The sequence below is a fragment of the Alkalibacillus filiformis genome, assembly GCF_030814115.1.
Taxonomy (GTDB): domain Bacteria; phylum Bacillota; class Bacilli; order Bacillales; family Alkalibacillaceae; genus Alkalibacillus; species Alkalibacillus filiformis.
In genome coordinates this window covers 48,766-63,027 of the sequence record NZ_JAUSUP010000011.1, presented here as the reverse complement: position 1 = coordinate 63,027, position 14,262 = coordinate 48,766, and the positions used below count along the sequence as shown (strand labels likewise).

Genomic DNA, 14,262 nt, shown 5'->3' with positions numbered 1-14,262 from the left:
CTGCTTCCCGCGCTCGACTTGCATGTATTAGGCACGCCGCCAGCGTTCGTCCTGAGCCAGGATCAAACTCTCCATAAAAGTGTTTGATTGACTCTAAATAATTTAATGTCATCGTTGTTTTCTTCTTAGTCAATCACTAGAAGAAAACTGAATTGACGACAGGCTATTTTGTTTAGTTTTCAAGGTTCGAAGTTGGTCGCCTTAAAAGCGACATTTACTAATATATCAAGTTGTTTTCGTTGCGTCAACAACTTTTTATATCTTTTTTAAATCGTTGTTGTTTAGTGTCGCCGTTCAAAAAGCGACCCTTTAAATATACCAAATTTCAATAGGTGAGTCAACAACTATTTAAATGTTTTTTGTTAACTGTTTTAGTTAACTTGTCGTGATGAGCTGTTTCTCAATGCGACATTTAATAATTTATCATGCATGAAAGCTAAAGGCAATAGATTTATTGAAGTTAATTTATTCTGAAAATAACTTCTATTACTCTTCATTCTCAAACTTAAAAGAACAAAATAAAAAGGCTACCCGCCAACACCGCTCATAGTGTTAACAAGTAGCCTATCATTCTATACATATTTTATGAACGATTTCTCATCTGTGGAAACAGCAAGACATCGCGTATTGATGGCGAATTCGTTAATAACATAACTAGGCGATCAATTCCGATCCCTAAACCACCTGTAGGGGGCATTCCATATTCTAATGACTCTAAGAAATCCTCATCCATTAAATGCGCTTCATCATTTCCTGCGTCACGTTCTTTCACTTGCGCTTCAAAACGCTGACGTTGATCAATAGGATCATTTAACTCAGAGAATGCATTAGCATGTTCTCTTCCAACAATAAATAGTTCAAAACGATCTGTAAAGCGTCCATCATCTTCATTCTTCTTAGCTAATGGTGAAATCTCGACTGGATGACCATATATAAATGTAGGTTGTACTAAATGTTCTTCTACTTTTTGTTCAAAGAACTCATTTAAAATGTGACCGAAAGTCATGTTGGTATCTACTTCAACACCCTGCTCTTTAGCTAATTGATGTGCTTGTTCATCAGACATCTCTTGCCAGAAGTCTACACCTGTATATTCTTTTACAGCATCAGCCATGTGCCATCTCTTCCAATTAGGCGCCAGATTAACAGTCTCTTCTCCATATTCAACTGCCGTTGTTCCTAGTACTTCGTTTGCGATATGTGCAATTACGTTTTCGGTTAAGTCCATAATGTCATGATAATCTGCGTAAGCTTCATACAACTCAATCATCGTGAACTCTGGGTTATGACGAGTCGATACTCCTTCGTTACGGAATACGCGTCCAATTTCATACACTTTCTCCATACCACCGACAATTAAACGCTTTAAATGTAACTCAATTGCAATTCGCATATATAATGGTATATCTAAAGCATTATGGTGCGTTTCAAACGGGCGTGCTGATGCGCCACCTGGAATTGAATGCATCATTGGTGTTTCGACTTCCAAGAAGCCACGATCATCTAGGTATCGGCGCATGGATTGTAAGATCTTACTACGTAAAACAAATGTGTCGCGGCTGTCTAAGTTAGTAATTAAGTCTAAATAGCGTTGACGATAACGTTGTTCAACGTCTTTTAAACCATGAAACTTCTCAGGTAACGGTCTTAATGATTTTGTTAAGAACTCAAATGAATCAGCTTTAACAGACAATTCACCAACGTTTGTTTTAAACATGACACCTGATATGCCGACAATGTCACCTAAGTCTGCTGATTTAAAAATTTCGTAAGCCTCTTCGCCTACACGGTCTTTACGAACGTAAATTTGAATTTGTCCCGATAGGTCTTGAATATGAGCAAAGCCTGCTTTACCTTTACCACGCTTTGTCATAATACGTCCAGCAATCGTTACAGAAGTTTCGTCCTCTTTTTCCCCTAACTCTTCTTTAGAAAACTGATCGAAGTCTCCTTTTAAATCTTTAGCTAAGTGAGTACGTTCGAACTTATCGCCGAAAGGATTAACACCAGAATCTTGTAACGCTTTTAGCTTTTCTATACGGGTTTGCATTTGGTCATTTAATTCTTCAGACACAATATTCACCTCTATTTATTCAATACTGTCTATTCTACCTTAATAGTAACAATATGAAACTACGTTGCAACCTCTTCGCTTGTTAGCTGTCTCATACGTTTAGTTTCATGCGGTCTCAACCGCATTCTACTTATGGTTGTAGGGGGTCATCCCTTGACCATTAAGTGCACCTTTCACTAGACCGACTTGGCATGCCACCCAACTGCTCAATTCTTTTGATACAATTCCACACCTTCAATTTCAGTCTGGTCTAATCGATCTATATATGTTTGTATTGGGGTCCCTTGAATATGCAACTGTTGGTTTAAGTCATTTAATGGTACTAAAACAAATGCACGTTGAACCATTCTTGGGTGCGGAATCGTTAAATGATCCAGCTGAATCGATTGATCACCGAACATTAATATATCTAAGTCAATCGTTCTCGGTCCAAACCTAATGTCACGTTCTCTTCCTAACTTTTTCTCAATTGATTGAGTCTCTTTCAATAGTTGTTCTGGTGTCAAATCAGTTGTAGCTAAGACCACCATATTTAAAAACTGACCTTGTTTAGTATAACCAACCGGCTTCGTTTGGTAAACAGGTGATGCTTCAATAATGTTTACTTCATTTAAGCCATTTAGAGATTCAATCGCTTTATTTAGATAATCTTCTCTAGGTTCAATATTTGAACCTAACGCAATATACACTTTATTTTGCATAATTTCGCTCCCGTTCAATTACAACTGAAGCTGATTGATAGTAACCGGGAATTGGCGGTCCAGGTTTGTCAATTTTGACTGTAATAGCTTCTAATGAAGAAAAGGCTTCAAACATTTGTTGTGCTAATTCTTCAGCAACTGCTTCAATTAGATTTCTCGCTTCACCTTCTACAACAGCTCTTGCTACTTCATATACTTGCCCATAATCAATACTATCGTTCATTCGATCCGACTGACCTGCTTTACTTAAGTCACACTTTAATTCTAAGTCGACTGTAAACCGTTGACCTAACTTATTTTCTTCCGGAAATAATCCGTGGTAACCGTAAAACATAAGGCCATTAAGTAAAATCTTATCCAAAGTTAAACCCACCCTTGCCAATCATCGCATCCATCATCTTTGTTGCTCTAGCTACTTCTTTTACATCATGAACTCGAACAACATCTACCCCTTGAGCTATACCTTGACAGATCGTTGCAATCGTTCCTTCTAATCTTTCTTCAACTGGTAAATCGAGTTCTTTTCCTATAATCGACTTCCTTGATGTACCTAGTAAGATTGGAAAGCCTAATGATTTTAGTTCATTTAAACGACGCATCACAAGCAAGTTCTGTTCATGAGTTTTACCAAAACCAACGCCAGGATCTAAAATAATTTGCTCGTCTTGTACGCCGTATTTCTTCACTAAATTAATCGAATCATATAAAGTTGCTTTCATATCTTCAATTAGGTCATCATACTCTGGCTCTTCTTGGTTGTGCATTAAAATAATTGGAGCACCTGTCTCTTTTGCAACCGCTGCTATTTCTGGGTCGTGTTTCGCTCCCCATACGTCATTAATAATGGAAGCACCTGATTTAATAGCTGCCTCAGCTGTTTTTGCTTTGTAAGTATCAATAGAAATAGGCTGATCAATATGCCCTTGTATAGCACTGATCGTTGGAACGACGCGATCAATTTCTTCATTCACACTTACAGGTGTATGGCCTGGACGTGTTGACTCGCCACCTATATCAATGATATCTGCTCCATTCTCAACCATCATTTGAGCTTGTTTTATAGCAGCATGTTCTTCATTAAACTGGCCACCATCCGAAAACGAATCGGGAGTTACGTTCAAGATCCCCATTACTGCTGTTTTTTGTTGAATATCGAGTTTATTTTTTGTTTGCATTAGGATGCCTCCCTCATTATATCAACTAACTTTTCAAACGCTCTAGTTCTTCTACTGTTAGTGTATATACTTGGTTACAGAAATGACAAGTTGCTTCTGCTCCACCATCTTCATTAATCATTTCCTCAATTTCTTCATTACCAAGTGAAGCAATTGCGTCTTCAGTACGTTCTTTTGAACAGAAACACTTAAACTTAGCTTCTTGACGATCAATAATATGCCAATTTTGCCCTTCAAAGAAGATCTCTAAAATATCTTCTGGTGACTTACCTTCTTGAATTAATGTAGAGATCGCAGGGACTTGTCCGATTCGCTCTTCTATTAATGAGATTGTTTCATCAGTTGCACCAGGCATCATTTGAATAATGAAGCCACCTGCCGCTAAAATTGAATAATCAGTGTCAACTAACACTCCAGCTCCAACTGCAGATGGTATTTGTTCTGACGTTACAAAGTAATACGTAAAATCTTCACTAATTTCTCCTGAAACAATTGGAACTTGACCAGTAAAATTGTTCTTCAGTCCTAAATCTTTTACGACACTAATGGAACCGTTTGTACCGACAGCACGACGGACGTCTAATTTACCATGAGCATTAGAGTCAAAATCGACATGTGGGTTTTTAATATACCCTCTCACTTCTCCTTTAGCATTTCCGTCTGCAACAATGGCACCAACAGGACCATCACCTTCAACTTTAACTGTTAATTTATCTTCACCTTTTAACATCGCACCCATCATAGCTGAAATCGTAATGGTACGACCTAATGCAGCAGATGCAGTCGGCCATGTATCATGCTTTTGACACGCCTCATTCACGAAATCAGTCGATTCTATCGCGTACGCACGCACTTGCCCATCAAAAGCTGTTGCTTTAATTAAGTAATCACTCATTGTTGTCACCTTCCTTGTTTGCACGATAAATTTCATATAAGCCTTTCAAAGTTAACTCAGTATCAACATAATCAATCGTTCGAGATCCTTTACCGATTAATTTAGATAAACCACCTGTTGCAACTACAGTTGGTGTTAGATTAGCTTGTTCTTTAAAACGGTTGACGACTTCATCAACTTGACCAACATAACCAAAGAAAATTCCTGATTGCATCGCTTCAACTGTCGAAGTGCCTACGACTTGTTCTGGTCTTGTTATTTCAATTCGCGGTAACTTAGCAGCCTTTGAATACAACGCCTCAGTCGAGATGTTAATCCCAGGAGCAATCGCACCGCCAACATACTCACCATGTTCATTTACATAACAATACGTTGTAGCTGTACCAAAATCAATAATGACTAACGGAGCACCATATTCTTTAATTGCACCAACTGCGTTAACGATTCTGTCAGCCCCGATTTCTTTTGGATTTGGATAAACCATTTTTAAACTTGCATCCACATTCCCTGAGCCTACGACCATTGGCTTTAAATTAAAGTAACGTTCACACATTTTCTCTAATGCAAACATAATTGGTGGTACGACAGATGAAATAATAGCAGCATGAAAATCATTAAACGATAACCCGTGATGTTGTAACAATGCTTTCACTTCCATTGCATATTCATCTTCTGTTTTATACCGATCAGTTGCTACGCGCCACTGATAAGTTAATTCACCCTCATCAAAAACGCCCATAACAGTATTTGTATTCCCCACATCAAGTACAAAGATCATAAGTTCACACCATTTCTTTAACCTTTATATTATTTTAAATTTAAACGTAAAATTTACTCACCGTAAATCATATCATAAAAAATATTAAAAATGTCGCCAAACCTACTACACTTAGACATAAAAAACTACCCCCTAATGTTAGGAGGTAGTTCTTGGTGATATTAATTACTCTTTACGACGGTCTTCATCGTCTTTATTTTCTTCAGATGTTTCGTCGTTATGCGTTTCTTGCTCTTCTTGTGATTGAATATTAACTTTTACATCAGAATCAGATTGTTCCTGGTCTGTTTCTGTTGCGTCTTCCTTTTCCTCATCTGAAGTAGGCTGACTTGGACTTTCATCCACATCCTCTTCTATAGGCTCAGGAAGTACACCATCTTCAAACAGACCTTTAATTTGACGTGCGTCTAACGTTTCTACTTCTAGTAACGTCTTCGCGATTAACTCTAACTGCTCCTGATTTTCTGTTAAGATCTCTTTCGCACGTGCATAACAAGATTTAATAATACTTTGAACTTCTTGGTCAATTACATAAGCAATTTGATCACTATAGTTTGGCTCGTTTTGAATATCCTTACCTAAGAATACTTGACCTCCTGTGCTGCCAAACTGTATCGGTCCAAGTTTATCACTCATTCCAAACTCAGTTACCATCTTACGCGCAATACCTGTGGCACGTTGGAAGTCGTTGTGTGCACCTGTACTTGCTTCACCGAAGATAATCTCTTCTGCCACACGTCCACCTAAGAGGCCTGTAATTTTATCAAGCAACTCTGGTTTCGTCTGGAAGTAACGATCTTCTTTAGGTAACATCACGGCATAACCGCCTGCTTGACCTCTTGGTACGATGGTTACTTTGTGAACCATATCAGCTTCGTCTAACACCATGCCAATAACAGTGTGTCCACTCTCGTGGTAAGCCACAATGTTTTTCTCCTTCTCGGAAATGACACGACTCTTCTTAGCCGGACCAGCAATGACACGATCAATTGCTTCATCGACGTGTTCCATTTCAATCTTCTTAACATTGGAACGCGCAGCGACTAATGCTGCTTCGTTTAGTAAGTTTTCTAAGTCTGCACCAGAGAAACCAGGCGTTCTTAAAGCAATCGCTTTAAGGTCTACTGATTCACCTAGTGGCTTGTTTCTAGCATGTACTTGTAATACTTCTTGTCGACCCTTAACATCTGGTGTGTTAACCGGAATTTGACGGTCAAAACGACCAGGACGTAGTAAGGCTGGGTCTAAGATGTCAGGACGGTTCGTTGCTGCCATCATAATGATTCCTTCGTTAACGCCGAAGCCATCCATTTCAACTAGCAGCTGGTTTAACGTTTGTTCACGTTCATCGTGACCGCCACCTACACCAGCACCACGTTGACGACCGACTGCATCGATTTCATCAATGAATATGATACAAGGCGCGTTTTTCTTCGCATTTTCGAATAAGTCACGTACACGTGAAGCACCAACACCAACAAACATTTCTACGAAGTCAGAACCACTAATAGAGAAGAATGGCACTCCCGCTTCACCAGCTACCGCTTTAGCTAGTAATGTCTTACCAGTACCCGGAGGTCCAACTAGTAAAACACCTTTCGGAATACGCGCACCTAATTCAGAGAACTTCCTTGGGTCTTTTAAGAATTCTACAACCTCTACTAACTCTTGTTTCTCTTCATCAGCACCTGCTACTTCATCAAACTTCGTCTTCTTCTTATCTTCTGTATACATCTTCGCCTTACTCTTACCAAAGTTCATCATACGGCCACCGCCGCCTTGCATTTGGCTAAGTAAGAAGAAGAAAAGAATGAAAATAATTAAAAATGGAATTAATGTTGTAAAGAAACGAGCCCAAGCACTTGGCTCTTCCGCTGCTTCTACACTAACTAATCCTTGCTCAGTAGCAAGGTCCATCACATTATTCACTGTATCTTCAGTTGATGGAATTTCTGCTCTAAACTCTTCTAATTGATTCGTTTCAGGCGATCTATACTCACCACGAACATCATACGCAAAATTCGTGTACTGTAATGTCATCTCTTCTATTTGACCAGTTTCTAGAGCTTCTTGAAACTCATTATAATTGAGCTCTTCTGTTTCTGGACTCGGATCATTTAACATACCGATAATTGCGATGACAACTAGAAAAATAATTAAGTAAAATATGGTATTTCGGAAAACCCGATTCATCTCTTACCTCCTCCTAAGCGACAAAACTAAACTAATACTATCACAATTTTTTTTCATGACTCAAACAATAGCTATGTAAATCCTACTAGCTATTTATATTAAAGACTTACGAATATATTTCTTCTTTTAAAACTCCAATATATGGCAAGTTACGATACTTCTCTTCATAATCCAAACCATAACCGACAACAAAAGCATCAGGTACTTCAAAACCTACAATATCAGCAAAAATATCGCCTTTGCGACCTGAAGGCTTGTCTAAAAGTGTAACGATCGTAATTGACCTCGCTTGACGGTACTTAAATAAATCAACTAAGTAACTTAACGTCAAACCACTGTCGATAATATCTTCAATAATTAACAAATCGCGCCCTTTAACTTGAGTGTCAAGGTCTTTTACAATTCTTACTTCACCTGATGACTCCATACCGCCACCATAGCTAGAGACATCCATAAAATCAATCTCAACATGTGTTTCAACTCGCTTTAGCAAATCGTTCATAAATGGCATAGCACCTTTAAGAACACCGACAGCAAGCGGGAACTTTCCATTAAACTCTCTCGTAATCTGAGCCCCAAGTTCTTCAGCTTTTTTCTGAATTTCTTCTTCAGAAATTAGAACTTCTTTAATTTCGTTATGCACTATGAATCCCCCTAATCCTGTTCACCTTCTATGGTCAGTTTTAATTTCAAAGCGCCAGATCGACTGACAAATTCACTCTTCACTATAAAAGGAACCCAAATGATTTCCCCTTGTTTACTTTCGACTATAGGCCAAGAATCCCTTTTCATTTTCGGGATTTTTTCATCAATAAATATATCTTTTACCTTTTTACTTCCTTTTAACCCTAAAGGTTTCACTCGATCTCCAGGATTCCGAGTCCTAACAGTTAGTGGTAAGTCTGATTCTTCTACATTAATCAACAGTTGATGGTTTAAATCATCTAGCTGTTCATAACGATCGTGTAATCTTACAGATAAAGTCCATCCATTAGGTAATGTAGCCTTTTCATCTAAATTTAGTACGATGTTATACGGCTTTAAAACTTCAAAACTCTCCACTGTAATCGTGCATTCATCATATGACTTTATTGCACGCCACTCTTCGTTAGGAGACCATGTACTGTTTGGTTGGTTAGATGATAGCCAATCTAAAAAGGAAGGGTAAAAATCTTGATACCTATTCGTGTTTACACTAAGATAGTTTAATATTAGATGAAAGCCTCTCCTTTGTAAAGGTTGAGGCAAGCTCACAAAAGATTTAATTGAAAAGGTCACTTTTTGTTCACAAAATTGGCTGAACAATCCCAATTCATTTTCAGCTAACTTAGTTAACAATTCCTCGTCCTCACTTAACTGTTCATGTACACGTCTAACACTTCTATGTATATTATTATTTTCTTGTTTTATAAATGGTAATAAATGATGTCTGAATCGGTTACGGGTGTATTGATCCTCTTTATTTGTAGGATCTTCTCTATGAGATAACCCTCGTTCAGCCATATACGTTGTTATATCTTTTTTCGCGATAGATAAAAAAGGCCTAATAACGTTCATCGAATACAAAGAACGTGAAGCTTTCATCCCAGTCGGTACTAACCCTTTAGTCAATTGCATATACATCGTTTCAACTTGGTCATCACCATGATGAGCTAATACTAGTTTCCCTCTAGGATCTACGTACTTTCTGAAAGCATCATACCGTAACACTCTAGCCGCTTCTTGAACACCAACTTGATACTTCTTTTGATAACCTTTTACATCAACGGAAATAACTTCACACGGAATCCCTAACGCTTCAGATTGTTCTTTCACAAACCGAGTGTCCGCTTCTGACTCACTTTGGCGTAGCTGGTGGTCAATTGTTAATGTTGTTAAGTTCAAATCCCAATGTTGCTTAATTTCAGCAAAAAAATGTAGCATCGCCATTGAGTCGATACCACCTGAGACAGCTAAAAACAAATGGTCCCCTTGATTGAATAAATTATATTGTTCACTAAAGCTTAGAACATCTTCTTTCATGTAACTAAAGCCGCCTTTTACCTACAATTTGATTACTTGTTTATCGTACCATTATGACAACACACTATTCAATCAACAGAACTATAATGCTTGCAAAATTAAATAAAGAACAGATAAGTGTATACCGACAAGCGATGAAATGCTAATAACTTCAGCACGGTCTATATCGCCTTTTCCTTTCCTAAGCAAAGTCTTTACGTTGTTTTGTGCTTGAGTAGCTACTGGTAACCGTTTAGTTACATAGTCGATTTCTCTTTTCATCGCTAGTGCGTTTGCATGTTTCCCCAACAAAGCTTTCTTTATAACAGATTGGAATGGTGTGACCATTTGACTAGCTGCTAACACTTTTAGCACATCTCGATTCTGACTCGCTACTTTTAAACGGTTTGAAGGGTCTGCTTGAATCATACAAATTGCTAAGGAGAACAAATCGTATTTAGGATCTGCTTTACGGCTCCCTAAACGCCAATAGCCTCGATCATAAAAGGTCGTATATTCTCTAATTCCTCTTCCTATTTGAGTTACACCACCGACATCGACTAATCTCACTTGCTTTGTTTGTTGCTCAATTATAATGTTATCGGGTTTCAAATCTCCAAATACAAACCCAAGTAGATGAAGCTGATGCAATGCTTTTAGTAACTCTGAAGTAATTTGACCTAACCATTTTAACCCTATAGAGGAGAAATGTTCACTCAGTGTACGTCCTTGAACATATTCCATGACGTAAAAACTATACTTCTCACCTTGTCTTATATAACTGTCATCTACATCTAACAAAGAAGGCCCAAGCTTCACGCCCTGGGCCTTCCTAAATTTCCTTAGTACATTGGATTCTGCTGTAATAACAGCTGGGTCTTTACTAATTTTTAAAGCCACTAAGCTTTGATTAATAGAAGCTAGATAAGTCGACCCTCTAGCTCCCTCACCTAGCAAGCGTTCTATTCGATATTGCTTGTGGTTCCAAACACCTTGAATGCGATCACCTTTATAAAGACTGACGGTAGGATGAATCGACGACATCGTATGCCGCTCCTCTCATAACTTCATCGCCCATACTGATATGGAAGGCTTTAGCTGCTTCTTTCAAAGCCGTTCCTGTTGGCGTAATACCTCCAACTGCGAACTTAGGAAACACTTTAGCCAAACGGTCCCCATCATTTGTCCAATCTAGCAATTCTTTTACGACTTTCTTTCTCGTCGGGAATTGGTAGATCGAGAAGTAATGTGAGCCAGCACGAGCATCCAAGCTTAAAATTAAATCATCTAACGATTCTTTAACAGAAGACATTTTATTTTGCATACTGGCACTCGTATCGACTAATACGAGTACTTTTAAGTCACATGTTTCACCTAGTTCTTCCATCACCTCTTGTACTTCGCCTCTCGTTTCTGGAGGTAAAGACTCTTCATCGGTTTCCTTACCGAAGATCTGTTGTAGTTCTTTATTTACATATCCTTGAATCGTTTGGTTCATCGCTTGCTTCGTTACCATTTGTACTGTTTCAGATAAATCATCAGCATAAACAATTCGGCTAATGCCACCACCTGCTTCTGCAATATCATTAACTTCTTGTAAACCAGTTGGATCTTCTGTTTGATCATCTTCTAGTACACCTATGACATTGACGGTAATTCCCTCTTGTGCAATTTGCTGACTAACAGATACCGGGTCTTCACCTTGGTTTGAACACCCGTCTGTAATTAATAGAATTTGACTAACCGTACCTTTATTCATACAAACGCCTCCTCTTTTTTGCTATAACCATTGTTGACATGAAATGAGGAGAATATACGTCAGCTAGACAGATGCGACAGAAGAGAAAGAAGCCCATTTCGGTCTGCTTTTCTCGACCTTCGTAACTAGTACTGTCATATCATCAATGATATGACCATGATTATTTCGAATCGTCTCTTCTAATACTAAATCTGCTACTGCTTGTGGGTCGTCCGTTTCAAGTTCTCGGATTTTACGCTTTAACCACGCTTCCCGATTTTCGCTAAAGTTCATCGATTCTAATATGCCGTCACTGACCATAATTAATAGGTCACCATCTTTTAACTCTTCACGGACGGGTTCTACATCAAACTCTTCTAAAATACCGATTGGTAAGTTACCGGACTCTACAGGGTACACTGAACTTCCTCGTTTTATATAACTAACCATCGCGCCAATCTTTAAAAAGTTGGCGTGCGGTTCTTGTAAATCAATGAATGCTAAATCTAATGTCGCGTAAATCTCATCTGAAGTTCTTAACGATAAGATAGAATTAATGGATTGTAGCGCGACTTGCTCATTTATACCTGATTGTAAAATTTGTTTAAGTAACTTCAATGTCTCAGAGCTTTCTAAATAAGCACGTTCACCATTACCCATTCCATCACTGATCGCTAAAGCGAAACGACTTTTTCCTAGCTCTAGCATTAAATAACTATCACCTGATAAAAAGTTCCCTTTTTTCGCTGCATGTGCTACACCTGAGCTAAGCTGATAATTTTTCACCGAACTAAATGTAAAGGTACGATCTCCATTCCGTTCATTTACTGATTGTTCATCTTCTACGACAACTGTTTCCTCTAACAAATCCGATAAGAGAGGCGCAATTAACTTCTCGCCTTCACCTCGGTAATCGTTAAAATAAACCGTCATCTCAATATCAACATTTCCTTTCTCAATAGAAAACAACTCTAAATGTTCCAGAGAAAAATGGTGAGCTTCTAGTATTCTACGAATTTCTTGCTCATGCCAAAAATACTCTTCTCGTTCTTTCACCATTTCTTTCGCAAAATTGTTCATCACTTCTGACACACCATTTAATTGTTCAGAAACAAACTTCCTACTTTCTTTCACTTGTTGCTTTAATCGTTTATTCGCTTTGTAGTAAGACAACTCATAACGCATTTGATCGACAACTTGATCACTTTTAACGCAGAAGTTTTTAAGCTTGCCGACATTAAAGTTAACATTGGACGTATCATTATCTTCAATCGACATAATCGTTTGTTGTAAGACAGGGTAAGTTCGGTCGAAGTTATTCACCCAACATGAGTGCTTTTTTAAACATGTTTGACACGTTTTCTCTGTTACTCGGCTTAAGTATTCGTCCACATCACTATTCGGATCACTCGGCTTACCGTCTGTATCAATATAAGCAAAACTATGGGATAACGCTTCAAACATTTCTGAAAAACGTTCTACACGACTAGCAGTTGCATCACGAACTTTTTGTAAATACTGTTCGTTCTCCTCTTTCTCTTCTTCAGTTCCTGGAACGTATTTCGCAACTTTACTAATTAAACTTTTCGGCGTTAACATAAATAAACCTGCTGCGACAGCCGCTTGTAATAATAGTTGCTCAAATGGAATAACTTCGATGTTGTACATACCGATTAAAAAGGCTGAAACGAAAAGCCCTATTGTAACAGCATACCGATTAACATCTTTCATTAAGCCACCAAGTAAACCTGCGAGGGCTAGCAAACTGACTTGGTATAAATGAAAAGCGCTTACTAGACTTAGCATTAAACCGATCATAACACCAACAGCAGAACCAACAGTCGCTCCGGCAATAAAAGCAGCCATAACAACTAAGTACATCGCTCCTATTTGTTCTAACGACAATTCATATATTGAGAGGCCGACAAACCCTGTTAAGACAGCCGTTGATAAAATAACAATACACACCATTTCTTCGACCTTTAGTTTAAGGCGAGGCGCTTTAAGTTTTAAAAAAGGATAAGACTGAATAAAGACCATAACAAGAAAACCAGCTAAAGCTGCCTCTAACACAAAGGTTGCAACATCGTATATAACCACTGTTCCTGCAACAGCTTGTACAATTAAACGACCAACTACAACACTAACGAACGTAGACACTGCCATCCATTTAATTCGCTTCTCTACTTTGTGGACCCATTTCTTATAAAGTATCATTAAAATTAACCCTGAAAGTAAAATATAAGAAGCGTGTGAAAAGCTAACAGTAATCGCCCCGGCTACCGCAAAAAGAAATGTCGGAAAAGCAAATTGCCTTTTTGCAATGATTGCAGTTGCTAAAAATGCTAAAGCAAATGGAGAGATCGATGTTAATACAATAGCTCGTCCTAAAAAGAAGCTTAATATATAAAGTAAAACCCCACGGGCAAAAAGTAGTTGGCTAACAGAGCTTTTTAATGATGCGATCCACTGACTAATTTTCTGGATCTTTGAACCATCAGCTAAGACTGCCATTTTAAGTAATCGTTCCATTTTGTCACCACCCCTTTATATGAAAATTCAAACATATTTATGACTAAAACTTTGTCAAAATAAAGGATAGTGGTAAAAAAAGTATTCGACTTATAAGCTTCATGAAATAACTTTATTCTACACTTTTCATGCTGAAGGATCGCGCGGTTTAAAACAGTTTTTAGCTTCTGTTAGC

12 protein-coding genes and 1 rRNA gene are annotated in these 14,262 nt (G+C 38.2%); all 13 read right to left on the bottom strand.

Annotated elements, in window-relative coordinates; all coding sequences use genetic code 11:
• Positions 1-78 (bottom strand): 16S ribosomal RNA (locus J2R98_RS12400); the annotation flags it as partial.
• Positions 79-583: 505 nt separating this feature from the next.
• The gene (lysS, locus tag J2R98_RS12395; protein ID WP_307069454.1) at positions 584-2,074 is read right to left on the bottom strand and encodes a lysine--tRNA ligase; all 1,491 of its coding nucleotides are present in this window, start codon (positions 2,072-2,074) and stop codon (positions 584-586) included.
• Positions 2,075-2,280: 206 nt separating this feature from the next.
• Positions 2,281-2,775 carry a 2-amino-4-hydroxy-6-hydroxymethyldihydropteridine diphosphokinase gene (gene folK / locus J2R98_RS12390; RefSeq protein ID WP_307069452.1) on the bottom strand — a complete coding sequence of 165 codons (495 nt, stop codon included), beginning with the start codon at positions 2,773-2,775 and terminating at the stop codon, positions 2,281-2,283.
• Complete coding sequence (gene folB / locus J2R98_RS12385; protein WP_307069450.1) at positions 2,765-3,136, bottom strand: dihydroneopterin aldolase; 372 nt, start codon at positions 3,134-3,136, stop codon at positions 2,765-2,767. The genes folK and folB overlap by 11 nt, the downstream gene beginning before the upstream one ends.
• Positions 3,129-3,950: a dihydropteroate synthase gene (folP, locus tag J2R98_RS12380; protein WP_307069448.1), complete on the bottom strand. Its 822-nt coding sequence runs from the start codon at positions 3,948-3,950 to the stop codon at positions 3,129-3,131. The genes folB and folP overlap by 8 nt, the downstream gene beginning before the upstream one ends.
• 25 nt (positions 3,951-3,975) lie before the next feature.
• A complete protein-coding gene (hslO, locus tag J2R98_RS12375) occupies positions 3,976-4,845 on the bottom strand; it encodes an Hsp33 family molecular chaperone HslO (protein ID WP_307069446.1) in 870 nt (289 codons plus the stop codon).
• Complete coding sequence (locus J2R98_RS12370) at positions 4,838-5,623, bottom strand: type III pantothenate kinase (protein ID WP_307069444.1); 786 nt, start codon at positions 5,621-5,623, stop codon at positions 4,838-4,840. Before J2R98_RS12370 ends, hslO begins: the two co-directional genes overlap by 8 nt.
• A 165-nt stretch (positions 5,624-5,788) precedes the next feature.
• Positions 5,789-7,816: an ATP-dependent zinc metalloprotease FtsH gene (ftsH, locus tag J2R98_RS12365; protein WP_307069442.1), complete on the bottom strand. Its 2,028-nt coding sequence runs from the start codon at positions 7,814-7,816 to the stop codon at positions 5,789-5,791.
• A 106-nt stretch (positions 7,817-7,922) separates the two neighbouring features.
• Entirely contained in the window at positions 7,923-8,459 is a 537-nt protein-coding gene (gene hpt / locus J2R98_RS12360) for a hypoxanthine phosphoribosyltransferase (protein WP_017187036.1), read from the bottom strand.
• A gap of 11 nt (positions 8,460-8,470) precedes the next feature.
• Positions 8,471-9,838, bottom strand: a complete 1,368-nt coding sequence (gene tilS, locus J2R98_RS12355; RefSeq protein ID WP_307069440.1) for a tRNA lysidine(34) synthetase TilS — start codon at positions 9,836-9,838, stop codon at positions 8,471-8,473.
• A gap of 81 nt (positions 9,839-9,919) precedes the next feature.
• Positions 9,920-10,861: a serine/threonine protein kinase PrkT gene (gene prkT, locus J2R98_RS12350; protein ID WP_307069438.1), complete on the bottom strand. Its 942-nt coding sequence runs from the start codon at positions 10,859-10,861 to the stop codon at positions 9,920-9,922.
• On the bottom strand, positions 10,827-11,576 hold the full coding sequence (locus J2R98_RS12345; RefSeq protein ID WP_307069436.1) for a vWA domain-containing protein: 750 nt from the start codon (positions 11,574-11,576) through the stop codon (positions 10,827-10,829). Before J2R98_RS12345 ends, prkT begins: the two co-directional genes overlap by 35 nt.
• Before the next feature lie 63 nt (positions 11,577-11,639).
• Positions 11,640-14,087 carry a stage II sporulation protein E gene (gene spoIIE / locus J2R98_RS12340; protein WP_307069434.1) on the bottom strand — a complete coding sequence of 816 codons (2,448 nt, stop codon included), beginning with the start codon at positions 14,085-14,087 and terminating at the stop codon, positions 11,640-11,642.
• Positions 14,088-14,262: the final 175 nt, after the last annotated feature.

Coding starts and splice junctions, on each gene's coding strand:
- J2R98_RS12345 (WP_307069436.1), bottom strand. CDS start 11,576: ATGAATAAAGGTACGGTTAGTCAAATTCTATTAATTACAGACGGGTGT.
- J2R98_RS12370 (WP_307069444.1), bottom strand. CDS start 5,623: ATGATCTTTGTACTTGATGTGGGGAATACAAATACTGTTATGGGCGTT.
- spoIIE (WP_307069434.1), bottom strand. CDS start 14,087: ATGGAACGATTACTTAAAATGGCAGTCTTAGCTGATGGTTCAAAGATC.
- ftsH (WP_307069442.1), bottom strand. CDS start 7,816: ATGAATCGGGTTTTCCGAAATACCATATTTTACTTAATTATTTTTCTA.
- folK (WP_307069452.1), bottom strand. CDS start 2,775: ATGCAAAATAAAGTGTATATTGCGTTAGGTTCAAATATTGAACCTAGA.
- tilS (WP_307069440.1), bottom strand. CDS start 9,838: ATGAAAGAAGATGTTCTAAGCTTTAGTGAACAATATAATTTATTCAAT.
- prkT (WP_307069438.1), bottom strand. CDS start 10,861: ATGTCGTCGATTCATCCTACCGTCAGTCTTTATAAAGGTGATCGCATT.
- hslO (WP_307069446.1), bottom strand. CDS start 4,845: ATGAGTGATTACTTAATTAAAGCAACAGCTTTTGATGGGCAAGTGCGT.
- folP (WP_307069448.1), bottom strand. CDS start 3,950: ATGCAAACAAAAAATAAACTCGATATTCAACAAAAAACAGCAGTAATG.